Here is a 20,969-nt window from a genome sequence, read left to right on the forward strand (position 1 = left end):
GCCGGCCCACGCTCACAGCCGGCGTTCCCGGGCCACACTGATCGCCTGCGCCCGGTCGACGACCTGAAGCTTGGCGAAGATGTTGGAGACGTGGTTGCGCACGGTCTTGGTGCTCAGCCCCAGCCGGGTGGCGATCTGCGGATTGGTCAGGTGCTCGGCGATCAGGGTGAGGATCTCCCGCTCCCGGGTGGTGAGTTCCGGGAAGGCCGGCTCGTTGCGGGCCAGCCCGGCGAAGTACCCCATCAGCCGGGTGGCGATCGCCGGACCGAAGATCGCCTCACCGTCGGCCACCACCCGCACCGAACGGATGATCTCCTGACGGCGGGCCCCCTTGAGGACGTAACCCCGGGCCCCCGCCCGCAGGGCGGCGAAGACCGAATCGTCGTCGTCGGCCATGGACAGGATCAACACCCGGGCGTGCGGACTCATCCGCACCAGCCGTTGCGTGGTGGCGATGCCGCCGATGCCGGGCATGGTCAGATCCAGCAGCACCACGTCGGGCTGGAGGCGAGCCAACACGGCCAGCGCCTCCTCGCCGCTGGCGGCCTCACCACACACCTCGATGTCGCCGCTGGTGGCCAGCAACGCCCGCAGCCCCGTCCGGAACGGCGCGTGATCATCGACCAGCAGTACCCGGATCTGATCCATCGGTCCCCTTCGTGCCGGTGAGCAGGGTAGCGGTGACCTCGGTACCACCACCCGGGGTGGAGGTGACCACACAGGAACCGCCGAGTTCCTCGGCCCGTTCCCGCATGGAGTGCATACCGACGCCGTCCGGTCGGCCCGGCTGGCGGCCACATCCGTCGTCGCGTACCTGAAGGTGCAGCAGGTCCGCCTCCACCCACAGCCGCAGCTCCACCCGGTCGGCCCGGGCGTGCCGGCGGGCGTTGTTCAACGCCTCCACCGCGATCAGGTACGCCGCCACCTCGGCGGCGGCCGACAGCGCAGGCAGGGCCGCCGGGACCTCCAGGAGCACCTGCGGCCCGTCGGAGGGGCCGGTGGCGATGTGCGACCGCAGCGCCGCCGCCAGGTCCATGGTGTCCAGGGCGGGAGGGCGCAGACCGTGGACCAGCCGTCGTACCTCGGCCACCGCGGTACGGGCGTCGACCACGATCTCCTCCAGCAGCCGCTGCGCCGGGGCACCCGGCCCGAGTTCCTGAGCCGCCTCCGCGCGCATGGTCAACCCGGCCAGGGTAGGCCCCAGGCCGTCGTGCAGGTCCCGCCGCAACCGCCGACGTTCCTCCTCCCGGGCCAGCACCAACTGTTCCCGGGACCGTTGCAGGTCGGCGGCGAGGGACTGGGCCCGGTCGAGAGCCCGGACCGCCTGCACGGCCACCCCGATGTGCCGGGCCAGATCCCGCAGCAGCCGCAGTTCCCGGGCGCCCAGGGTGCTCTCCCCGGCCCGGGGACCGAGCAGCAGGTGTCCCACCGGCGTACCGGCGGACAACGGCAGCCGCACCGGCTCGGCGGGGGGCGCCCCCAGCCGGTACGACCACCCGTCCACGGTGGCGATTTCCACGTACGACAGTTGCAGCGCCTCGCGGACGGTGGCGGTGCTGGTGGCCAGTACGGCGGCGGCGTCCTGGGTCTGCTCCAGCCGCTGCCCCAGCCGGGCCAGGACGGCGTACGGGTCGTCCCGTTCGCCGTACACCAGCAGGTTCACCCGCCGTTGCAGCCAGTGCCGCACCGGGGCTACCAGCAGGGCGGCCACCGCCGCCCCGACGAAGGAGACCGGCAGGCTGGCCGAGGTGCCGAAACCGGCCCCGAGTAGCCCGACGACCAGCACATAGGTGCCCCCCACGACGGTCGACAGGGCGACGAACACCGCAGTCCGGCTGATCAGCAGATCGATGTCGAACAGTCGGTGCCGCCGGATGGCGATGCCGATCGCGATCGGGATCAGGGCACCACTGATCCCACCGGCCAGGTCCCAGAACACGTTGCCGTACGGGAAGGGCCCGGGTCGCCCGTCGGTCAACCCGGCCACCAGCCGGGCGGCCACCACCGCGACCGCCAGGGCCACCGCGTACCCGAGCCACTTGACCTGCTGGCGGCGTACCCCGTGGGCCCGGCGGGCCTGCCAGGTCAGGGTGGCGCCGGCCGCCAGGAAGACCAGGGCGCTGGTCAGGGTGGCCACCCCGGCGGTCAGATCGGCCACCGGCTGCCAACCCGGAACCCCCAGGGGGTTGACCGCGCCGACCGGTGCCACCTGTTCGTTGGCCCCGGGCCGCAGGGCCCCGGTGACCATCGCCGCCGCCCCGGTGACCAGCACCGCCCAGATCGCCGGCCGCCACCTGGGCGAGGGCGGCCGACCGTCCGGGAAGAAGACCGGGATCAGGGCCAACGCCGCGTTGCCGGGCACCCACAGCCAGTTCTGCGGCCAGGCCAGGGCGGCGGCCATGGGCAGGGAGCCGGGCTCCACGACCAGGCCGTGTGCCGCGTACTGGCCGCAGGCCTCCTGCAGGGCGAAGCAGAAGGCGCTGGTCAGGGCCAGTACGCCGATCGGGTGCCCCGGGCGCGCTGCGGCGATCGTCGCCCCGACCACCGCACTGGCCACCACCAGGAACAGATGGGTGACATCGTTGACCGTGGCCCGGTTGAGCACGGCCAGGGCCACCGCGCAGGCGCACAGCAGCAGGGTGGTGACACACACCGGCCAGGCCGCCCGGCGTACCCAGCCGAGTCGGCGGTCCGTCGACACCTCGGCGGGGGTGTCGGCCGTACGGTGGCTGGTCATGGCCTCGCTGACACTAATGGCTGCATCCGTTGCGGTGGATCGGACGACCGGCCCGGCACCTCGTACCTGATGCCGAGCCGATCGGTGCGGCTCCGCAGGCGGCACGGTCAGTTCCGGGCGGGCCGGCTACCCTGACCGACCGCCAGGACCAGTCCGGCCACGATCGTCCAGATTCCGGCTGGCACCAGCGCGATGTACTGCACCGGGGCCAGTTGGGTGGCCGCGATCAGTACGGCGATCACCGCGCTGAAGACCGCGAACCAGCGGCTCACCGAACCATGCCGCAGCCCACCGACCGCCACCGCACCGGCGCTCAGCCCGATGCCGCCCCACAGCCAGGTCATGGTGGCGACGATGGTCAACTGCGGGGCGATCACGTCCGGGTCGTACTGTTCGGCCGCGCCCAGGGCGAAGAACAACTCCGTCGAGATGCCGCCGCCGACCAGCAGCCCGACCAGCACCAGCCCGACCCCGGTCGCGGCCAGGGTCGGCACCAGACTGTCGGCCGGTTCCTGGGCCGCCAGGTATCGCCGCAGACCGGCGGCGAAGACGGCCAGGCAGACGATGGCCACCACGGTCACCACCTGGTGTGCCCAGACATGCCCGGTGCGCTCGGTCAGGGTGGCGACGTACTCGGCGTTGTCGCCCCGGAACTGCTCGGCGGGTTCGGTGAGGGTGGCCGTGGTGAAGATGCCGACCAGGCCGACCAGGCCGCCGACCGCGCCGGAGAGGGCCCAGGCCCGTCTCGGGCGTACGGCCTGCGGTGGCCTCCCGGTCGGGCCGGTCGGTGTCGTGGCGGGATACATGGGTGGTCGCCTCCTCGGTCGGTGAACCTCTTCGGCACCGACCCTGTCGCCCGACCGACCCGGCCCACATGTGTCATTCCGTCCCGACCGACCGGGATTTCCCCGGGACACCCGCTGAACCGGGTGTTCGGAGTGACCGAATCGACGCTCGATTCTGCCCGGGAACGGCCTTTTATCGCCGAATGCCCGAGACTTCTTCTTGACTCATTCCAGAAAAGCGGCAAGACTGCACGGCATGCCGACGCCCGAGGATCTCGAACAGCTGCTGCGTGACGCGGCGCTGCGCGTGACCCGTCCCCGGGTGGCGGTGCTGAAGGCGGTGTACGCGCAGCCGCACGCCGACACCGAGTCGATCATCAAAGCGGTCCGGCAGGACCTGCCCGGCGTCTCCCACCAGGCCGTCTACGACGTGCTCCGGGCGCTGACCGGGGCGGCCCTGGTACGACGCATCGAACCACCCGGTTCGGTGGCCCGGTACGAGTCGCGGGTCGGTGACAACCACCACCACGCGGTGTGCCGGTCCTGCGGCCTGATCGTCGATGTGGACTGCGCCGTCGGTGCGGCGCCCTGCCTCACCGCCTCCGACGACAACCACTTCGAGATCGACGAGGCCGAGGTCATCTACTGGGGCCGGTGCCCGGACTGTTCGACCGCCCAGATTTCCTGAACCACCCGTTCCCGCAATCCTGGAAGGATCCCCGTGGCTGAGAAGCACGACGCAGTCGTAGGAGACATGCAATCGGAGGAGAGCGAGGGTCGCTGCCCGGTCACGTCCGCGCGCGCTCCGCACCCCACCCAGGGCGGGGGGAACCGCGAGTGGTGGCCGAACCGGCTCAACCTGAAGATCCTCGCGAAGAACCCCGCGGTGGCCAACCCCCTCGGTGTGGACTTCGACTACGCCGAGGCGTTCAAGAGCCTGGACCTGCCCGCCGTCAAGCGGGACATCGCCGAGGTGCTGACCACCTCGCAGGACTGGTGGCCGGCCGACTACGGCCACTACGGCCCGTTCATCATCCGGATGGCGTGGCACAGCGCGGGCACCTACCGCATCAGTGACGGCCGTGGTGGCGCCGGCGCCGGTCAGCAGCGCTTCGCCCCGCTGAACAGCTGGCCGGACAACGCCAACCTGGACAAGGCCCGCCGCCTGCTCTGGCCGGTCAAGAAGAAGTACGGCAAGAACCTCTCCTGGGCCGACCTGATGATCCTCGCCGGCAACGTGGCCCTGGAGACGATGGGCTTCGAGACCTTCGGCTTCGCCGGTGGTCGGGCCGACGTGTGGGAGCCCGACGAGGACGTCTACTGGGGCCCGGAGTCCACCTGGCTCGGCGACGAGCGCTACACCGGTGAGCGGGAGCTGGAGAACCCCCTGGCGGCGGTGCAGATGGGTCTGATCTACGTCAACCCGGAGGGCCCGCACGGCAGCGGTGACCCCCTCGCTGCGGCCCGGGACATCCGGGAGACCTTCCGCCGGATGGCGATGAACGACGAGGAGACCGTCGCCCTGATCGCCGGTGGGCACACCTTCGGCAAGACCCACGGCGCGGCCGACCCGAACAAGTACGTCGGCCCCGAGCCCGAGGGCGCCTCCCTGGAGGAGCAGGGCCTGGGCTGGCGGAACACCTTCGGCACCGGCAACGCCGGTGACACCATCACCAGCGGCCTCGAAGGCGCCTGGACGAACACCCCGATCGCCTGGGACAACAGCTTCTTCGAGATCCTCTTCGGCTACGAGTGGGAGCAGACCCGCAGCCCCGCCGGAGCGATCCAGTGGAAGCCGAAGGACGGCGCCGGCGCCGGCACCGTCCCGGACGCCCACGACCCGACCCGCAGCCACGCCCCGACCATGCTCACCACCGACCTGTCCCTGCGGGTCGACCCGATCTACGAGCAGATCTCGCGGCGGTTCCTGGCCAACCCGCAGGAGTTCGCGGACGCCTTCGCCCGGGCCTGGTTCAAGCTGACCCACCGGGACATGGGCCCGATCCAGCGCTACCTCGGCCCGGAGGTTCCCAGCGAGACCCTGATCTGGCAGGACCCGATCCCGGCGGTGACCCACGAGCTGGTCGACGCCGAGGACATCGCCGCCCTCAAGCGCCAGATCCTCGACTCCGGGCTCTCCGTGGCCCAGCTGGTCTCCACCGCCTGGGCGTCGGCCTCGACCTTCCGGGGCAGCGACAAGCGGGGTGGCGCCAACGGTGCCCGGATCCGCCTCGAGCCGCAGAACGGCTGGGAGGTCAACAACCCCGACGAGCTGGCCCAGGTGCTGCGCACCCTGGAGGGCATCCAGGCCTCCTTCAACGCCGCCCAGACCGGTGGCAAGCAGATCTCGTTGGCCGACCTGATCGTGCTCGCCGGCTCCGCCGCCGTCGAGAAGGCCGCCCGCGAGGCCGGGGTCGAGGTCGAGGTGCCGTTCACCGCCGGGCGTGCGGACGCCACCCAGGAGCAGACCGATGTGGAGTCCTTCGCGGCGATGGAGCCCACCGCCGACGGGTTCCGCAACTACCTCGGCAAGGGCAACCGCCTGCCGGCCGAGTTCCTGCTGATCGACAAGGCCAACCTGCTGAACCTCAGCGCGCCCGAGATGACCGTGCTGGTCGGTGGCCTGCGGGTCCTCGGTGCCAACTACCAGCAGTCGAAGCTGGGTGTCTTCACCGCCACCCCGGGGCTGCTGACCAACGACTTCTTCGTCAACCTGCTCGACCTGGGCACGGCGTGGAAGTCGACCTCCGAGGACGCGAACACCTTCGAGGGCCGCGACCTCGCCACCGGTGAGGTCCGCTGGACCGGCACCCGCGCCGACCTGGTCTTCGGCTCGAACTCCGAGCTGCGTGCGCTGGCCGAGGTGTACGCCAGCGACGACGCCCGGGAGAAGTTCGTGCACGACTTCGTCGCCGCCTGGGCCAAGGTGATGGAGCTGGACCGCTTCGACCTGGCCTGATCCATCCCCGACGCCCAGGTCGGCCCGTCCCCCGGGCCGCCCTGGGCGTCACCCTTTCCGGTCCTCTGCTCCGAGAATGATCGGCGTGCCCAGCTCGGGTAGCGGCTCCAACCAGGCCAGGTGGCCGTCGGCGACGGCGATGGTCCGGCTACCGGCGGCGTCGGTGGCGGTCAGCCCGATGCCGGCCCGACCGGAGGGCGCGATGCGCTGATCGTCCTCCAGCGCGAGATGCAGCATCGGCCCGCCCGCAGCGAAGGCGGCCACCCCCGCGTCGAAGGCCGGACGGCGGTCGACGGGCACATGGATCCGGGTCGCGGTGTGCACCACCAGACGCGGCAGCCCGGCCGGAAGGCTGGCCGCTACCTCGGCACCGATCTCGGCGACGTCACCGCGTAGCACCCGCGGCGGATCGTCGGCCACCACCCGCATCGCCTGGGCCAGCAGCGCCGCCTGAGGCGCGTTCTCCGGCCACACCAGCGCGCGTAGCCAGGCCCGGTCCCCGGCGTCGGTGAGATCGGGCGGATCGAGATCGACCCCCACGACATCGGCGACGACCGGCAGTCGGGCGAGGTCGGGCAGTAGCCGAGCGTCCGGCACGTCGACACGGATGTGCACGCCCGAGGTGGGATCACCGATGGTGCTGCCGCCCACGCTGAAGGCGTACCGGTCGGCGCGCAGGTTCAGACCCGCACTGCACCCCACCTCGACGACGCAGACCGGCGCCCGCGTGACCGCGCGCAGCAGCGCCAACCCCAGCCGGGTCACCAGGGACCGTTGCACCTGGTTGGTCTGCACCAGCCGGGTGGCCAAAATCGCCGAGATCCGGTCGGCGTGCGCCAGGCAGAACCGGGTGAAGACCCGCCCGGTGTCCGCGTCGACCGCCCGGGCCCGCGCCCCGACGACCGACGGGTAGTACGCGGCGAGCGGATCGGTCACGCCGCCCAGCAGCAACTGGTGCACGGCCCCGAACAGGGCAAAGGTCGGCTGCTGCCCCGGCCTGGCACCCGCCGCCAACTCGACCAACGCCGGATCGTCCGCCACCACACCGAGCAGATGCCGGTACAGCGGCGAACTGTCGAACCCACGCGCCCCCCGAAACACCTCCGCCGTCCCCACACCCCCCATTCCCCGGACTCTATCGGACCCCTTAAATGAATCTTGGTACGAAACCGCCCCTCCGAGGGCGCTTGCATACCAAGAACTGCCTGCGGCCCTGTCGAGCTGATGGCGTGGGCGGATCGTGGTGACCGGCCAACCCCGTGGCGTCTCGGGTGAGAGCGCAGACGGGTCAGCTCGACAGGGTCGCGACAGGGCTGGCTGGACCGGCCAGGTGGACCGAACGGGTCGCCGCTGCCGGGTGCCTACAGGTTGCGCTTGTTGAGCAGGCGGTTCGGGGTGCCGGAGAGGCTGCCGCCGACCACCCCGGTGGTGGCGTTGTTGACGATCCAGTTGTGCACGGTGGCCTGGCTGGCGTCGCCGTAGGTGGCCTTGTAGAGGGCGGCCACCCCGGCCGCGTGCGGGGTGGCCATCGAGGTGCCGTTCAGGCTCGAGGTGGTGGAGGTGGGGTATGTCGAGACGATCGCCGAGCCGGGAGCGTAGAGGTCGACACACGAGCCGGTGGAGGAGTAGCTGGCCCGGGCGTCGGTGTTGGTGCTGGCGGCGACCACCAGGGCGGCGGTGAGGTTGCGCGGCAGCCGGTCACACGAGTTGCCGCCGGTGTTGCCGGCCGAGGCGGCGAGGAAGGCCCCACTGTTCATCATGTTGGTCAGCGCGGTGGCCAGGGTGGAACTGTAGGCACCCCACTGCCGGTGGAGGTGTAGGTGTAGCTGCGCGACAGCGGCAGGTTGGTCTGGTCGATGCGGTCCAGCCCCCAGGAGGGCGGGTTGCTCTGGGTGGCGTCGAGCACGTCGTACTGGATGATGTCGCGTTCGATGCTCAGCACGTCGGCGTTGTGCGACAGCTCGGCGAACATATAAGGCTGTGGATGTTACGAATCGGTGTCGGGTTTGCCGTCCGGTGTCACGAGCTTCCTGCCATGAGCCTGCCGTGCCTCGGTGAGCCCGGCGGCCTGCCGGCTGAGCGCCTCTACCTGCTCGCGCAGTCGGCGTACGGCGTCCTCGTCGGCCCCCCGCACCGCCGTGACCTCGTCCAGCAGCCGGGTGTAGTCACCGGCCAGCCGCAGATACTCCGGTTGGGTCTGGATCCGGCGGCCCCCGAGTCGCTGCTCCAGGTCGACGATCTGCTGGGCCAACTCGGCCATGGCCGTGCTCAGGGCGGCCCGCCCGTCGGCGTACTCGGCACGCCGCGCCTGCCGGGCCTCGGCCAGTCGACCGGCCCGGCGCCCGAACAGCCAGAGGATCGCCGCCCCGGCCAGGACACCCCCGAGCGTCGCCCCGGCCAGCAGATAGCGCGGCAACGAGGGGCTGATGACCCGGGCGCCGTCGGGCACCGTGCCGGCCCGTACCAGCAGGTCGTAGTTGAGGGTGACCACCTTCAAGGCTTCCAGCGGCTGGTCGACGAAGAGGTCGACCCCCCGGCTGATCGTCATCTCCATCACCACCGCGCGACCGAAGTCCCGGCTGTCCCGCTGCGGGAAGCGGGAACATCCGTAGGTGTCCCAGTCCTGCTCGGCCCGGCTGATCGCCAGCACCAGGGTGCCGGAGGCGGCCCCCTCGGTCTCGGCGCAGGCCTCCCGCAGATCGTCGCCGGGGGCCATCAGCAGCACGACCAACCGGCGGTTACCGATGATCCGCTCCGCGGCGGGCTCGTCCAGGTCGACCCCCGGCGCGACATACACCGAGGAGGCGCGGACCTCCCGGGCGATCCGACCGTCGAAGATCCCACCGGACCACAACGCCCACCCGGCCAGCACCAGAGCGGCCAGCGAGGCAATCCCGAAGGTGCTGCCGAACAGGGTGCGGACACCTCGGCGGAGCATGGGGGTCACGACAACCGTCCCTGGAGGTAGTTGGCCGGTCGGTAGCTGGCGATGCCCACCACCCGGGCGGCCTCGTCCAGTTCGGTCGTCGCCTCGTCGAGCAACTCCCACACGTGGCGGGCGGGCAGGCCCTCGTCCAGGGCCTGACGGGCGGCCTGAAGCTTGCCGATGCCCCGGGTCAGCGCCGGATCGCTGCGGGCGTCGGTCAGCAGCGACACCTCGACGGCCAGGGAGGTCAGCCCGGCCAGCCGAGCCGCGTCGGCGCCGTGGCGGGCCCGAGGCGGGCTCCCCAGCACCCCCGAGCGGCGCAGCGAACGGGCCGACAACACCAGGAACCCGGCCACGCAGAGGGTGAAGATCCAGGGCAGGGCCGGCAGGGCCACCCGCAACGGGTCCACCGGCCGGTACGGCAACGGCCGGTCGAACAGACCGGCGTACCGAACGTCGGTCACCTTGCCCAGGTAGACGCCGAGCACGTTGAGCTGCGGATAGTCGTACCGGCTGAGTCGATCACCGAACTGGGCGTAGAAGCTGCCCGCGGCCAGGTCCGCGAACTCGGCCGCGGCCGGACCGTGGTACTCGATCCACCCGCCGTACAGCACCACGATCGGCTGGTCCGGGACGAGCCGGGTCAACGCCGGACCGTACGCCGGCAACGGCTTCCCGTACGGCTGGGCGGGCAGGGCGACGAACCAGGCCCCGTCCGGGAAGGCGGCCCGCACGGCCTGCTCCGGTACCCCCTCCAGGGTGGCGCCCCGGCCGAGGTGCAGCCCTCGGGCGCGCAGGTCGGCCAGGACGGCGGCCACCTCCCGTTCGGAGGGGTCCCGCCATCGCAGGTCGTCGACCTCCGGCGGGGCCGGCACCTCCCGCAGCCTGGCGATGAGGGCGATCAGCGGGTCGGTCACATCCATGGTGGCGAACCGGGCCCGCCATCCGGCCAGGGTGTCCGGGGTGGCAACCAGGCCGCCGCCGCTGACCTGGGTGCCGATCACCCGTACGGCGGCGTTGTCGACCTCGCGTACCCGCTCGCGGGCGGCCTCGTCCAGGCCGGGCGGTGCGACCAGGATCCGGATGTCGGCGTCCCCGATCGCCTCGCGTACCCGCTGCTCGTTCCAGCGGGCCACCGCACCGGGCAGCCGCACCACCGCATCGGCGGCCACCAGGGTGGTCATCTCCTGGGTCGAGGGCACGGTGACCTCACCCAACTCCCCGGCCGCGCCCTCCTCGACGCGCACCGGTGAGGAGGGTGACTGGCCGTAGCTGACCTCGATGCTCTGCCGCTGGGCCAGCACGAAGACCACCAGGATGATCACCGCCAGGGCGAGCAGCACCCACCGCAGCACGTACAGGTTCCGCAGGATCCGGCCGGTCACGACTGGCCCCGCCACAGCCGGTCGGCCTGTCGGGCGTGCTCCGTGGCCGCCTCGGCCGCCGCCGTACCGCCGCGCTGCGCGGCGAGCAGTTCGGCGCGGGCCAGCAGCCGGTCGGCCTCCGGCAGCCGTACGGCCGCAGCGTCCCGGCTGACCGTGGCGCTGTCGATGGCCGCCCGCGCCCTAGACCAGGCCACCCGGGTGGCTCGGGTGCGATCGCGTAGGCGGGGCAGCAGGGTGGTGGCGATCCCGGCGGTCAGCAGCAGTACGCCACCGACCGACCAGATCAGCAGGGATGGTGACATGCGCTCCCACCGTCCGAGGGGTTCCGGTACGGCTATCTGTCTAACCCAACGGCGCCGGCCCTGCCACGCCAGCCCCCGCCCGACGGGGTGAAACGTGGGGTGGCCCGCCACTCCGATGGCCCGGCACCCGCCCCGGCGGGGGAGTCGGTCGAGCAGATCGCCCTGCGGGCGGAACTCGGCATCGTGGGGGACCGGTACCTAGCTCGGTCAGGGTTGAACGCCAGGTCGTTCGTCACGTCAGGGACTGTGCGACCTCGACCGCCTCGGTGAGGGTGAACGCGCCTTCGAGGCGGTAGGTGACGCCGTCCCGCTCCCAGATCAACGTCTCCGCCGCCAGTCGGGCGCCTTCTTCGCGCACCACGCCGGAGCGGTCCACGTACGACACCGGGTGCGGAGCGCCGATCCATACCGCCTGCCGCCCGTCGACGACCGTCCACTCCGCTCCCGCTCCACCGGCCTGCTTGAAGAAGACCGGATCGAGGTGCCCGTCGAAGGCGTCCAGCCGCACCGCACCACCCCGCCAGAGCAGGGTCACCACCCGGTGCCCACCGCCGCCGTCGGGGTCGGCGACCAGCACCCGCTCGGGTGGTCCCAGGGCCGCGGGCAGCCGGATCGGGAAAGCCACCGCCTGCTGGGCCTGCATCAACTCGGCCGGGTGCTGCGCGGGCAGCGGGGACGGGGAAGCGGTCGGCAGTACCGGCTCCGGCGAGGTGCTGATGGTGATCCCGGCGAAGCGCAGCAACCCGGTGACCGCGTCGGCGAGCGCCGCCCGCCCGGGAGGCAGCACCGCGACCAGCACCGCGACCAGCGCCCCCACCAACGCGTACCGCCAACGCCGTCGCCTCCCGACGGCCAACAGGCGTGGCACGGCGGCCCGCAGACGCGGCGCGCGGATCCGAACACGCGGCGCGGAGGTCTCGGTGCGTTCGGCGGTCAGGCGGGCGCGGACCTGCGCGGTCACGTCCGGCGGATCGGGGGTTTCCAGCCAGGCGGACAGGTCCCGCAGTTCCCGTTCCAGGTCACCCACGGCTGAGTTCCTCGACGTCGAGCAGGCCACGCAGCTTCGCCAGGGCGCGGGAGGTGCGTGACTTCACGGTGCCCCGGGCCCAGCCGAGCATGGCGACCGTCTCGTCCTCGCTGAGGTCGAGGAAGTACCGGCAGACGATCACCTCACGATCCCGCTCGGGTAGCTGCCGCAGCGCCCGGACCAGGGCGGTGCGTCGTTCCTCGGCGAGGACGGCACCGACCGCGCCGTCCTCGCCGGCCTCCGAGCCCGGTGCCACCCGGGCGGCCCGCAGCACCAGGCCGGTGCGGCGCTCACGGGAGCGGTGCAGGTTACGGGTCTCGTTCGCGACGATGGCCAGCAGCCAGGACCGGAACGACGAGTCACCGCGATAGTGGGACAACTTCCGGTAGCCCTTCACGAACGCCTCCTGGATGACGTCTTCGGCCTCCGTCCCCGCGCCGAGCAGCACCGCGGTCCGGTACGCGGACGCGGTGTGCCGGGCGACCAGGAGTTCGTACGCCTCCAGGTCGCCGGCCTGCGCTCGGGTGACGAACTCCCTGTCGTCCAGTGCTACCTCCGTTGGCATCACCCCTACTGACACCGGCCGATGCGGACGGGTTCCGCCTCTCGTCGACGGAACCCGAACCCGCTCCGGCGGTGTCATCCGGTCATGACTGCCACGCCGATGATGTCGCGTCGTACCCTGCTGGCCGCCCTTGGTGCCGTGGGCGCCGCCACGCTGACCGGCTGCGAACCGGACGGCGGCCGGACGGCGGGAACGCTGCCGGACCCGCTGCTCGTCGAACTCGACGGCGGGCTCGCCGTGTTGCGCGGCGCTGCGCCGCAGGTGCTCCCGCACGCGATCGCCACCGCCGACGCACGGTTCATTCACGCCACCGCCCCGGACGGCGAGAACACCGCGCTCTGGCGCATCGACGTCGCCACCGGCGCGGCCTCCGAACGGGTCCGGCTACCGGGCCGGTGGGTGCCGCAGACCGTCTCCACCGACGGTACGCAGGTGGCGTTGACCACCGAGGAGGTGAGCGTCACCACGGAACGCCCCGCCGGGCGTACGGAGACCCCGGTGCTGATCGCCGACGCCGGTGGCGTACGGCGGCGGTTACGGCTGCCGGGCAACGTCGTGCCGGAGGCGTTCACCACCGACCACACCGGCCTGTTCGTGCTGGAGTGGTTGCCACCGCACGCACCCGACCGGTACCGGGTCCGGGTCGTGGACCTCGACAGCGGGGTGTCCGGCCCGCTGTCGACCCGGCTCAAGGAGGCGATCCCGGCCGGCGCGGAGGAGGAGATGCGCGGCGACGGGCGGCAGGCGGTGCTCGCTGCGGACCGCCGGGTGCTCTACACGCTCTACACCCACCAGCCCGACCACCAGCACACCCGGGACCGGATCAGTGGGCGGCCGGGCAGCGACGTGCACGCCTTCGTGCACACCCTGCACCTGGAGCAGCGGTGGGCGTACTGCGTGGATCTGCCGCATCCGTTCGGGCAGGGGCCGGCCGAGAGCCACGCCATGGCGATCACCCCGGACGGCACCCGACTGCTGGTGGTCGATGTCGGCTCGGGCATCGTCGCGGACATCACCACTGAGGAGTTGACCGTACGCCGGACGGCCGCGATCACCGGCGGTGCCGGGCCGGCGTACGCGGCAACCGACGGTGACCGGCTGTTCGTCGCCGCCGGCACCTCCGTCGTCGTATGTGACCTCGCCGACCTCGGTGGCGGCGTCGAGTTGACGGCGGGGGAGCAGATCAACGGGCTGCTGCTCAGCGGTGACGGCAGTCGGCTGCACGTGGCCGGACCCACCGCGTTGAGCTGGCACGACTCGGCCAGCGGCAGGGAACTCGGCCGGCTCGCCGTGCCCGGCCTGACCGGTCTGCGTGGCCTTGCGTAGCGCAGCAGCGCCCGCCGAGCCGGTGGGCAGGGAAGACGGACCATCGGGACGAATCCGTCTGCCCCGGTTGATCCCCAGCGAGTCGGGCATCGTACGTTAGGAGCACCGAAACACGAACCCGCCGTCGGTAGTCGCTGCCGAGAGGAAGGACAGCCCTATGCCCTCTGCCCGGATCGCCGACAACCTGGGCCATGCCCTGGACAGCCTGGTCGACCGGGTACCGGGGGCCCAGTTCGCGGTGGTGCTCTCGCCGGACGGCATCAGGCTGGGGGCCTCCCGGGGCATCGACGACGAGATGGCCGAGCAGTTGTCCAGCATGGTCTGTGGGCTTCAGGCGTTGGGTACGGCCGCCGCCCGGGTGTGCGGCGAGGGTGAACTGCACCAGGTGGTGATCCAGATGTCCCGGGCCTTCCTGTTCCACGCCACCACCGGCAACGGGGCGATCCTCACCGTCGGTATCGACGGGGACGCCGAGGTGGGTGACATGGCGTACGAGGTGGCCATGTTCGTCGCCCAGGCCGGGGAGTACCTGCCGGTCTACCTGGAACCGGCAGTGGCCGAGGTCTAGCCGGTCACCCGTCGTACGGCGGGACCGGATCGGCCACCTGCCACAGTTCGATCGGCAGGTGTGCGACCACGTCGTCGTACTCGTCCGCGGTGGTGGCCGTACGGATGGTGTCCAGCACGGCCTGGATGCCGATCTCGGCCAGTTCCGGGTCGACATCGGCCCGCCCGCTGACCCGCTCGACGAACACGTCGAGACCGAACCGCTCGGCGGCCTCATGGGGGGCGAAGGTGTACGCCCGCATTCCTTCCGGAAGCTGATCGGCCAGGTCCCGGGCCTGCCCACCGTCGATCCGCTCGGCCAGGGTGGTCAGGGTGGCCCGCGCGATGGCGGCCGCCTGTTCGGCCGACGCCCCGGTGCGGCGTGCCACGGAGTCGATGAACTCGTTGTCGTCCACCTGGCCGACCCCCCCTTCTCGCTGCGGATGTGCCGGGTACCCGCACAACAGCCCAGCAAACGGCGCTGCCGCCGACAGCGGCCAGCCCAACGGCGCCGCCGCCGACAGCGGCCCAGCGCAAGGCGGCCGTAGGAGCGGATCTTCGGGGAGGACCTTGACGCATCGCGGGATATCGATACGATCTGCGCAATGCGACGGCCCCTCCGCCAGGTGCGGACGAACACCCCTGAGCCGACCGACCTCCACCCCGCATGGCTGCCGCCCGAGGTCTGGGCCGCCATCGGTGCCCGCCGGACCCTGATCTGTGGACAGGGCCTGCTCATCGACACCGTCCAGGCCGAGGTCGAGCAGGCCGCCGACCGGTACGGCGGCACAGCCCGGCGGATCACCGCCGAGGCCGACCTACCCCCGGCGGACCTGGTGCTGGCCCTGGCCGCCGACCTGCCCCGCCCCCGACCCGCAGACCCACCCTCGACCGACTCCAAGGCGACCGTGGCCGAGGCGGCCGACTCCAAGCCAGCCGCCCTCACCCCGACCGACTCCGAGGCGGCTGGGGTGTGGGCGGCGCTCGCCGGCGCCCGGGCGGAACTCGCCACAGCCGAGGCGCTGGGCGCGGAGGACTTCGTGGTGACCCGGCACCACGGGGTGACCGTGGTGGTGGCCGGCGCCCCGGCAGGGCTGCTGTACGGACTCTTCGAGGTGGTCCGGCTGGGGGAGTCCGCCTTCGGCCGGGGACACCGGGTACGGGTGTGTCGTCCGGTCATGGCCCGCCGGATGCTGGATCACTGGGACAACGTCGAGGTGCACCCCGTGATGGGGCAGGTGGAACGCGGCTACGCCGGTGGGTCGATCTTCTGGCGGGAGGGTGGGCCCCGGGGGGACCGGGACCGGGTCACCGCGTACGCCCGGTTGCTGGCGGCCTGTGGGATCAACGCCGTGGCGGTGAACAACGTCAACGTGCACGCCACCGAGGCGCGGCTGCTCACCGAGCGGCTCGACGACGTCGCCGAACTGGCCGACCTGCTGCGCCCGTACGGCATCGGGGTGCACCTGGCGGTGAGCTTCGCCGCCCCGGTCGTCGTCGGTGGCCTGCCCACCGCCGACCCCCTGGACCCGGCGGTACGCGCCTGGTGGGCCGAGATCACCTCGCGGGTGTACGCCCGCATCCCGGACTTCGGCGGCTACCTGGTCAAGGCCGACTCGGAGGGCCAGCCGGGTCCGTTCAGCTACGGCCGGGACCACGCCGACGGGGCCAACCTGCTGGCCGAGGCCCTGGCGCCGCACGGCGGGGTGGTGCGCTGGCGGGCGTTCGTCTACAACCACCGGCAGGACTGGCGGGACCGCTCCACCGACCGGGCCCGCGCCGCCCACGACCACTTCGCGCCGCTGGACGGCCGGTTCCGGGACAACGTGATCGTGCAGGTCAAGCACGGGCCGATCGACTTCCAGACCCGGGAGCCGGTCTCCCCGGTGATCGCCGCGATGCCGCACACCCGGTTGGCGGTGGAGTTCCAGGTCACCCAGGAGTACACCGGCCAGCAGCGCCACGTCTGCTACCTGGCCCCCTGGTGGAGCGAGGTCCTGGGGTTCCGGCCCTGGGGCGACGAGGGGGGTACGGTCGCCGAGGTGGCGGCCGGTGGCGGGGGTCTGGTCGCGGTCTCCAATGTGGGCGACGACCGGTTCTGGACCGGGCATCCGCTGGCCCAGGCCAACCTGTACGCCTTCGGCCGGCTCTGCTGGAATCCCGGGCTGCGCCCTGCGGCGGTGCTGGACGAGTGGATCGACCTGACCTTCGCGCCGGACCGGCGGGCCGATCCGGACCTGCTGCGGCGCACCCTGCACGAGATCATGGACGACTCCTGGCGCAGCTACGAGCGGTACACCGCCCCGTTGGGGGTGGGCTTCATGGTCCGGCCCGGCCACCACTACGGCCCCGACGTCGACGGGTACGAGTACACCCCCTGGGGCACGTACCACTTCGCCGACCGGGACGGGGCCGGGGTGGACCGGACCCGGGCCACCGGCACCGGCTTCACCGGCCAGTACCCCTCGCCCTGGTCCGAGGTGTACGAGTCGGTCGAGAGCTGCCCCGACGAGCTGCTGCTCTTCTTCCACCACGTGCCCTACGACCACCTGCTGCACAGCGGCAGGACGGTCATCCAGCACATCTACGACACCCACTTCGACGGCGTACGCGAGGTCGAGGCGATGTGCCGGCGCTGGGAGTGGCTGGCCCGGCTGGTCGACCCGGCGGTGCACGCCCGGGTCACCGAGCGGCTCAGGGAACAGTTGCGCTGTGCGCGGGAGTGGCGCGACCAGGTCAACGCCTACTTCCATCGCAAGTCCGGCATCCCCGACGCCCACGGCCGCCCGCTGTACTGAATCCTGTCGACTGTCGCTCGTTGCCCGGCTGACATAACGTCGCTCATGGTCATGTCGACCCGGGAGAGAGGCGACCGCATGCCCGTCTGGAGTAGGCCCGCCGCGATGGCGCTCGCTGTCGTCACGGCCGCCGCGCTGACCGCCTGTACCGGCGGGGAGGCCGACCCGGCCGAGAGGCCGGCGCCCTCCGGCGGGGTGGAAGGCCGCACCGTGGACGTCAGGGACGCCTTGCAGAAGGCGGTCGAGGCCGTCGAGCAGAGCGACTCGGTGAACGTGACCATGAAGCACGGCCCGGGCGGCGAGGAGATCCTGATGAAGGGCGACCTGACCCTGGGTGACCCGGTCAAGGCCGAGCTGATCACGACCGGTTCGGGAAACCAGCCCATCACGGTCCGGATCATCGACGAGATGGTCTTCGTCGAGATCCCGGAGGATGATCGCGCCGAGATGAACGGCAAGAGCTGGATGAAGATGGACCCCGCGGGTGGCGAGCAGCAGGGCATGGAGTTCAACAAGGAGATGGCTGAGGTCGACCCCGCTCGGCAGGTGACCGTCCTGCTGGCGACCGAGGGGGTCACGGTGGTCGGCGAGGAGACCCTGGACGGCACCCCTACCGTCCACTACACCGTCACCACCGAGTTGTCGCACTACTTCGAGCAGGTCGACGCTGAACTGCGTCGGACCGTCGAAGGGCGGTTGACCGAGATGGGAGTCAAGGAGGTCAAGATCGACCTCTGGGTGGACGAGCAGCACCGGCCGCGACGGGATCGTGTGGTGATGGATCCGGTGAGCGACATGACGGTCGACTACACCGACTACAACAAGCCGGTGACGGTCGAGATCCCGCCGGACGCGGACACCATCGACCTGGCCAGGTAGATGCGCAACAACGGCTGAGGCCGGCGGTGGGTCTGCGCCCACCGCCGCCCCGGGTGGCTCAGCGGCGGGTGGCCAGGACCACTCCGGCCAGGCAGAGGGCGCCACCGGCCAGGGCCAGGGGTGCCGGCACCTCGCCCAGCAGCATCCAGGACAACCCGACGGTCACCGGCGGGACCAGGTAGGTAGCGGCGGTGGTGCGACCGGCGGTCCAGCGGGACAGCACGTACCCCCAGGTGAGGAAGCCGATCGCGGTCGGGAACACCCCCAGGTACAGCATCCCCAGGGTGGCTCCCTGCGGCGCGGTGGCGAGTTCGTCGAGCAGGGCCGGTGCGAACGGCAGCAGGGCGATCGTGCCGGCCAGGGCCCCCAGCCAGGTCATGGTCACCGCCTCCACCCGGGCCAGCAGCCGCTTCTGAAGCAGTACCCCGAAGGCGTACAACACCGCGGAGAGCGCGGCCAGCGCCACCCCGAGCTGGTCGACGTGCCCGGTGAAGCCGGTGGCGGCGATCAGGGCCACGCCCACGAAGGCGACCGCCACCCCGACACCTAGCCGGCCGGTCAGCCGCTCGCCCAGGACGAGGGTCGCGGCCACCGCCACCAGGATGGGGGCGATCGCCACGAGCAGCGCCGCCGTCCCGGCATCGACCAGCCGCTCCGCGGCATTCAGAGCCACGTTGTACCCGCCGAACCAGGCCGTTCCCCAGAGTGCGATGAGCCCCAGGGTTGCCCCTCGGGGCCAGCCGGTACGACCACCGGCGGGGCGAGCGCGGCGACCCCCGGCGGTCAGCGCCACGAAGGCGCTCAGCGCTATGGAGGCTGCCAGCATCCGGCCCAGGGCCATGGCTCCGGGGGAGTAGTCGTGCCCGGCGAACCTGATGCCGACGAAGGCCGAGGCCCACAGCAGCACCGTGATCGCGGCGGCGGCGATGACCGGCCAGGACGAGGGCTGGGTGGAGGGTCTCGGGCGCGGACGCTCGGCGGGGGAGGCGGTCTTCAGGCTGGTCATAGGCCGATTCTGGTCCGCTGGACAGTTAAGCACCAGCGACTGTTTCTTCACGACTCTTAAGTTTGCCTATATGGTTGGCGGGTGCTCGATGTCCACCGCCTCCGGATCTTCCGGTCCGTCGTGGCCTCCGGGTCCGTCCAGGCAGCCGCGACCAACCTGGGCTACACCCCCTCCGCCGTCAGTCAGCACCTGACCGCCCTGCAACGCGAAACCGGCCTGGCCCTGTTCGCCCGAGCCGGCCGGGGGATGCGGCCCACCGCCGCCGGGCACGCCCTGGCCGCCGAGGCGGATCGGCTGCTGGCCCGGGTCGGCGAGGCGGAGTCACTGATCGCGGACCTGCGCGCCGGGCGCACCGGGGTGCTGTCCATCGCCTACTTCGCCTCCGTCGGCGCGGCCTGGATGCCACATGTGGTGCGGCGGATCACCACCGAGCTGCCCGGGGTACGGCTGGACCTGACCCTGCGCGAGGACATCCCGCCCGTCCGGGAGGAGCGCCCCGACCTCCAGTTGGTGGTGGCGCCCGCCGGCTTCGACCCCGGCTCGGGCTTCACCGCCCAGCACCTGGTCGACGATCCGTACGTCGCGGTGCTGCCGGCCGGGCACCGCCTCGCCGACCGGGCGCAGGTGGAGTTGGCCGAACTGGCCGAGGACCGCTGGGTGGACAACGACTTCGCCCGGGGCTGGTGCCGGGCCAACCTCCTGGAGGCCTGCACCGCGGCGGGCTTCGCCCCGACCTTCGGGGTGGAGGCGCACGACTATCCGACCGCCCTGGCCTTCGTCGAGGCCGGCATCGGCCCGACGGTGCTTCCCGCCCTCGGTGCGGTGCGGCTGCCGCCGGGGGTGACCCGGGTCGGGCTGCTGCGTCCCACCCCGATCCGGTCGATCCACCTGGTGATCCACGACGCGGTGGAGCACACCCCGGCGGTACGGATCGCCACAGCGGCCCTGCGGGAGGCCGTGGCCGCCGTACCCACCCGCTAGGTGAGGTCTGCGGCGGTGAACTCCTGGCGGATGATGCTGATCATCGGCTCGCCGCCCCGGACCAGGGCCAGCGCCAGCACCGAGGCCAGCGCGGCCAGGGCGGCCTCCGAGGCGACCAGGGTCAGCACGGTCGCCGCTACCAGCAACAACCCGACCCCGATCACCACCACCGGGGTACGCAGCACGAAGTAGCCGGCCAGCCGGAGCACGTCGCGCAGCCGGAAGGTGAACAGCGAGGTGATCACCAGCGCGTTGATGCCGACCACGGCCACCCCGGCGGCGACCAGCACCAGGGGCACCACCCACCAGCGGGGCAGCCCCACCGCGGTCAGGTTGACCAGGTTGACGGCCAGCAGGGCCAGCCACATCAGCATCGGCACCCACACCAGCAGGGCCCCCAGCAGGTTCACCCGGTAGCCACGCCAGAACAGTCGGGCCGGGTGCAGTTCGGTGAGGTCCAGGCGTTGGTGGTGCAGGGCGTACAGGGCGGCGGACAGGGCCGGGCCCAGGGGCACCGCGCAGACGGCGACCAGCGGCAGGTTGCTCACATGCCGTTCCAGGGCGAACAACGCGATCAGGCCGGGCGCCGCGCAGACCAGCAGCAGCACCTCGACCACCAGCAGGGTGTAGACCAGCGCGGCCACCCGCGACAGCGGCCCGGCACCGAACTCGCGTCGGGTCGCCGTACTCACGAGATCCTCGAGGGGGGTACGGCGAGGGTGGTCGGCATCGGTTCCTCATCCTTCG

Annotated in this window: 19 protein-coding genes and 1 pseudogene; 7 read left to right on the top strand and 13 right to left on the bottom strand. The window is 71.8% G+C overall.

Going from position 1 to position 20,969, the window contains the following annotated elements:
• Positions 1–12: 12 nt before the first annotated feature.
• From ABZ795_RS27170 to ABZ795_RS27180, 3 genes are all read right to left on the bottom strand, one after another.
• On the bottom strand, positions 13–648 hold the full coding sequence (locus ABZ795_RS27170; RefSeq protein ID WP_327025294.1) for a response regulator transcription factor: 636 nt from the start codon (positions 646–648) through the stop codon (positions 13–15).
• The gene (locus ABZ795_RS27175; RefSeq protein WP_357532402.1) at positions 617–2,737 is read right to left on the bottom strand and encodes a sensor histidine kinase; all 2,121 of its coding nucleotides are present in this window, start codon (positions 2,735–2,737) and stop codon (positions 617–619) included. Before ABZ795_RS27175 ends, ABZ795_RS27170 begins: the two co-directional genes overlap by 32 nt.
• A 107-nt stretch (positions 2,738–2,844) precedes the next feature.
• Complete coding sequence (locus tag ABZ795_RS27180; protein WP_357532403.1) at positions 2,845–3,543, bottom strand: hypothetical protein; 699 nt, start codon at positions 3,541–3,543, stop codon at positions 2,845–2,847.
• Between the two features lie 235 nt (positions 3,544–3,778).
• Here ABZ795_RS27180 and ABZ795_RS27185 point away from each other — a divergent pair, with 235 nt between their 5' ends.
• Positions 3,779–4,210, top strand: a complete 432-nt coding sequence (locus ABZ795_RS27185; protein ID WP_357532404.1) for a Fur family transcriptional regulator — start codon at positions 3,779–3,781, stop codon at positions 4,208–4,210.
• A 66-nt stretch (positions 4,211–4,276) separates the two neighbouring features.
• Entirely contained in the window at positions 4,277–6,481 is a 2,205-nt protein-coding gene (gene katG, locus ABZ795_RS27190; RefSeq protein WP_327027082.1) for a catalase/peroxidase HPI, read from the top strand.
• A 48-nt stretch (positions 6,482–6,529) separates the two neighbouring features.
• On the opposite strand, the gene ABZ795_RS27195 is transcribed toward katG, so the two are convergent.
• The 7 genes and pseudogenes from ABZ795_RS27195 to ABZ795_RS27225 form a co-directional block, all read right to left on the bottom strand.
• On the bottom strand, positions 6,530–7,606 hold the full coding sequence (locus ABZ795_RS27195) for a DUF2332 domain-containing protein (RefSeq protein WP_357532405.1): 1,077 nt from the start codon (positions 7,604–7,606) through the stop codon (positions 6,530–6,532).
• A gap of 236 nt (positions 7,607–7,842) precedes the next feature.
• Positions 7,843–8,444: pseudogene (locus ABZ795_RS27200) on the bottom strand (S8 family serine peptidase); the annotation flags it as partial.
• A 24-nt stretch (positions 8,445–8,468) separates the two neighbouring features.
• Positions 8,469–9,419 carry a hypothetical protein gene (locus tag ABZ795_RS27205; protein WP_357532423.1) on the bottom strand — a complete coding sequence of 317 codons (951 nt, stop codon included), beginning with the start codon at positions 9,417–9,419 and terminating at the stop codon, positions 8,469–8,471.
• A 5-nt stretch (positions 9,420–9,424) separates the two neighbouring features.
• The gene (locus ABZ795_RS27210) at positions 9,425–10,792 is read right to left on the bottom strand and encodes a hypothetical protein (protein ID WP_357532406.1); all 1,368 of its coding nucleotides are present in this window, start codon (positions 10,790–10,792) and stop codon (positions 9,425–9,427) included.
• On the bottom strand, positions 10,789–11,094 hold the full coding sequence (locus tag ABZ795_RS27215; protein ID WP_357532407.1) for a DUF6403 family protein: 306 nt from the start codon (positions 11,092–11,094) through the stop codon (positions 10,789–10,791). Before ABZ795_RS27215 ends, ABZ795_RS27210 begins: the two co-directional genes overlap by 4 nt.
• Positions 11,095–11,326: 232 nt before the next feature.
• Entirely contained in the window at positions 11,327–12,121 is a 795-nt protein-coding gene (locus tag ABZ795_RS27220) for a hypothetical protein (protein ID WP_357532408.1), read from the bottom strand.
• Positions 12,114–12,686: an RNA polymerase sigma factor gene (locus ABZ795_RS27225; protein ID WP_357532409.1), complete on the bottom strand. Its 573-nt coding sequence runs from the start codon at positions 12,684–12,686 to the stop codon at positions 12,114–12,116. Before ABZ795_RS27225 ends, ABZ795_RS27220 begins: the two co-directional genes overlap by 8 nt.
• Before the next feature lie 84 nt (positions 12,687–12,770).
• On the opposite strand from ABZ795_RS27225, the gene ABZ795_RS27230 reads away from it, so the two are divergent.
• Both ABZ795_RS27230 and ABZ795_RS27235 read left to right on the top strand, forming a co-directional pair.
• Positions 12,771–14,012: a hypothetical protein gene (locus ABZ795_RS27230; RefSeq protein ID WP_357532410.1), complete on the top strand. Its 1,242-nt coding sequence runs from the start codon at positions 12,771–12,773 to the stop codon at positions 14,010–14,012.
• Positions 14,013–14,169: 157 nt separating this feature from the next.
• Positions 14,170–14,580, top strand: a complete 411-nt coding sequence (locus ABZ795_RS27235; RefSeq protein WP_357532411.1) for a roadblock/LC7 domain-containing protein — start codon at positions 14,170–14,172, stop codon at positions 14,578–14,580.
• 4 nt (positions 14,581–14,584) lie between these two features.
• Here the strand turns inward: ABZ795_RS27235 and ABZ795_RS27240 are convergent, their stop codons facing one another.
• Positions 14,585–14,974 (bottom strand): DUF2267 domain-containing protein, encoded by a 390-nt coding sequence (locus tag ABZ795_RS27240; RefSeq protein WP_357532412.1) that lies wholly within the window; start codon positions 14,972–14,974, stop codon positions 14,585–14,587.
• Between the two features lie 189 nt (positions 14,975–15,163).
• On the opposite strand from ABZ795_RS27240, the gene ABZ795_RS27245 reads away from it, so the two are divergent.
• Positions 15,164–17,356 carry an alpha-glucuronidase gene (locus ABZ795_RS27245; RefSeq protein WP_357532413.1) on the top strand — a complete coding sequence of 731 codons (2,193 nt, stop codon included), beginning with the start codon at positions 15,164–15,166 and terminating at the stop codon, positions 17,354–17,356.
• Positions 17,357–17,461: 105 nt separating this feature from the next.
• Complete coding sequence (locus ABZ795_RS27250; protein WP_357532414.1) at positions 17,462–18,235, top strand: LppX_LprAFG lipoprotein; 774 nt, start codon at positions 17,462–17,464, stop codon at positions 18,233–18,235.
• Between the two features lie 58 nt (positions 18,236–18,293).
• Here the strand turns inward: ABZ795_RS27250 and ABZ795_RS27255 are convergent, their stop codons facing one another.
• On the bottom strand, positions 18,294–19,241 hold the full coding sequence (locus ABZ795_RS27255) for a DMT family transporter (protein ID WP_357532415.1): 948 nt from the start codon (positions 19,239–19,241) through the stop codon (positions 18,294–18,296).
• Between the two features lie 81 nt (positions 19,242–19,322).
• Between ABZ795_RS27255 and ABZ795_RS27260 the strand changes: the two genes are divergently transcribed.
• On the top strand, positions 19,323–20,222 hold the full coding sequence (locus ABZ795_RS27260) for a LysR family transcriptional regulator (RefSeq protein ID WP_357532416.1): 900 nt from the start codon (positions 19,323–19,325) through the stop codon (positions 20,220–20,222).
• Here ABZ795_RS27260 and ABZ795_RS27265 read toward each other — a convergent pair.
• Positions 20,219–20,914 carry a DUF624 domain-containing protein gene (locus ABZ795_RS27265; RefSeq protein ID WP_357532417.1) on the bottom strand — a complete coding sequence of 232 codons (696 nt, stop codon included), beginning with the start codon at positions 20,912–20,914 and terminating at the stop codon, positions 20,219–20,221. The two genes, ABZ795_RS27260 and ABZ795_RS27265, sit on opposite strands and share 4 nt — an antisense overlap.
• Positions 20,915–20,969: the final 55 nt, after the last annotated feature.

It is taken from the genome of Micromonospora sp. NPDC047134, from assembly GCF_040643455.1.
Classification (GTDB): domain Bacteria; phylum Actinomycetota; class Actinomycetes; order Mycobacteriales; family Micromonosporaceae; genus Micromonospora.

What these genes read in the sequence shown, in the direction of transcription:
- ABZ795_RS27225 (WP_357532409.1), bottom strand. Translation starts at nt 12,686, where the DNA reads ATGCCAACGGAGGTAGCACTGGACGACAGGGAGTTCGTCACCCGAGCG.
- ABZ795_RS27250 (WP_357532414.1), top strand. Translation starts at nt 17,462, where the DNA reads ATGGCGCTCGCTGTCGTCACGGCCGCCGCGCTGACCGCCTGTACCGGC.
- ABZ795_RS27185 (WP_357532404.1), top strand. Translation starts at nt 3,779, where the DNA reads ATGCCGACGCCCGAGGATCTCGAACAGCTGCTGCGTGACGCGGCGCTG.
- ABZ795_RS27255 (WP_357532415.1), bottom strand. Translation starts at nt 19,241, where the DNA reads ATGACCAGCCTGAAGACCGCCTCCCCCGCCGAGCGTCCGCGCCCGAGA.
- ABZ795_RS27245 (WP_357532413.1), top strand. Translation starts at nt 15,164, where the DNA reads ATGCGACGGCCCCTCCGCCAGGTGCGGACGAACACCCCTGAGCCGACC.
- ABZ795_RS27205 (WP_357532423.1), bottom strand. Translation starts at nt 9,419, where the DNA reads ATGCTCCGCCGAGGTGTCCGCACCCTGTTCGGCAGCACCTTCGGGATT.
- ABZ795_RS27230 (WP_357532410.1), top strand. Translation starts at nt 12,771, where the DNA reads ATGACTGCCACGCCGATGATGTCGCGTCGTACCCTGCTGGCCGCCCTT.
- ABZ795_RS27170 (WP_327025294.1), bottom strand. Translation starts at nt 648, where the DNA reads ATGGATCAGATCCGGGTACTGCTGGTCGATGATCACGCGCCGTTCCGG.
- ABZ795_RS27195 (WP_357532405.1), bottom strand. Translation starts at nt 7,606, where the DNA reads ATGGGGGGTGTGGGGACGGCGGAGGTGTTTCGGGGGGCGCGTGGGTTC.
- katG (WP_327027082.1), top strand. Translation starts at nt 4,277, where the DNA reads ATGCAATCGGAGGAGAGCGAGGGTCGCTGCCCGGTCACGTCCGCGCGC.
- ABZ795_RS27180 (WP_357532403.1), bottom strand. Translation starts at nt 3,543, where the DNA reads ATGTATCCCGCCACGACACCGACCGGCCCGACCGGGAGGCCACCGCAG.
- ABZ795_RS27235 (WP_357532411.1), top strand. Translation starts at nt 14,170, where the DNA reads ATGCCCTCTGCCCGGATCGCCGACAACCTGGGCCATGCCCTGGACAGC.
- ABZ795_RS27175 (WP_357532402.1), bottom strand. Translation starts at nt 2,737, where the DNA reads ATGACCAGCCACCGTACGGCCGACACCCCCGCCGAGGTGTCGACGGAC.
- ABZ795_RS27215 (WP_357532407.1), bottom strand. Translation starts at nt 11,094, where the DNA reads ATGTCACCATCCCTGCTGATCTGGTCGGTCGGTGGCGTACTGCTGCTG.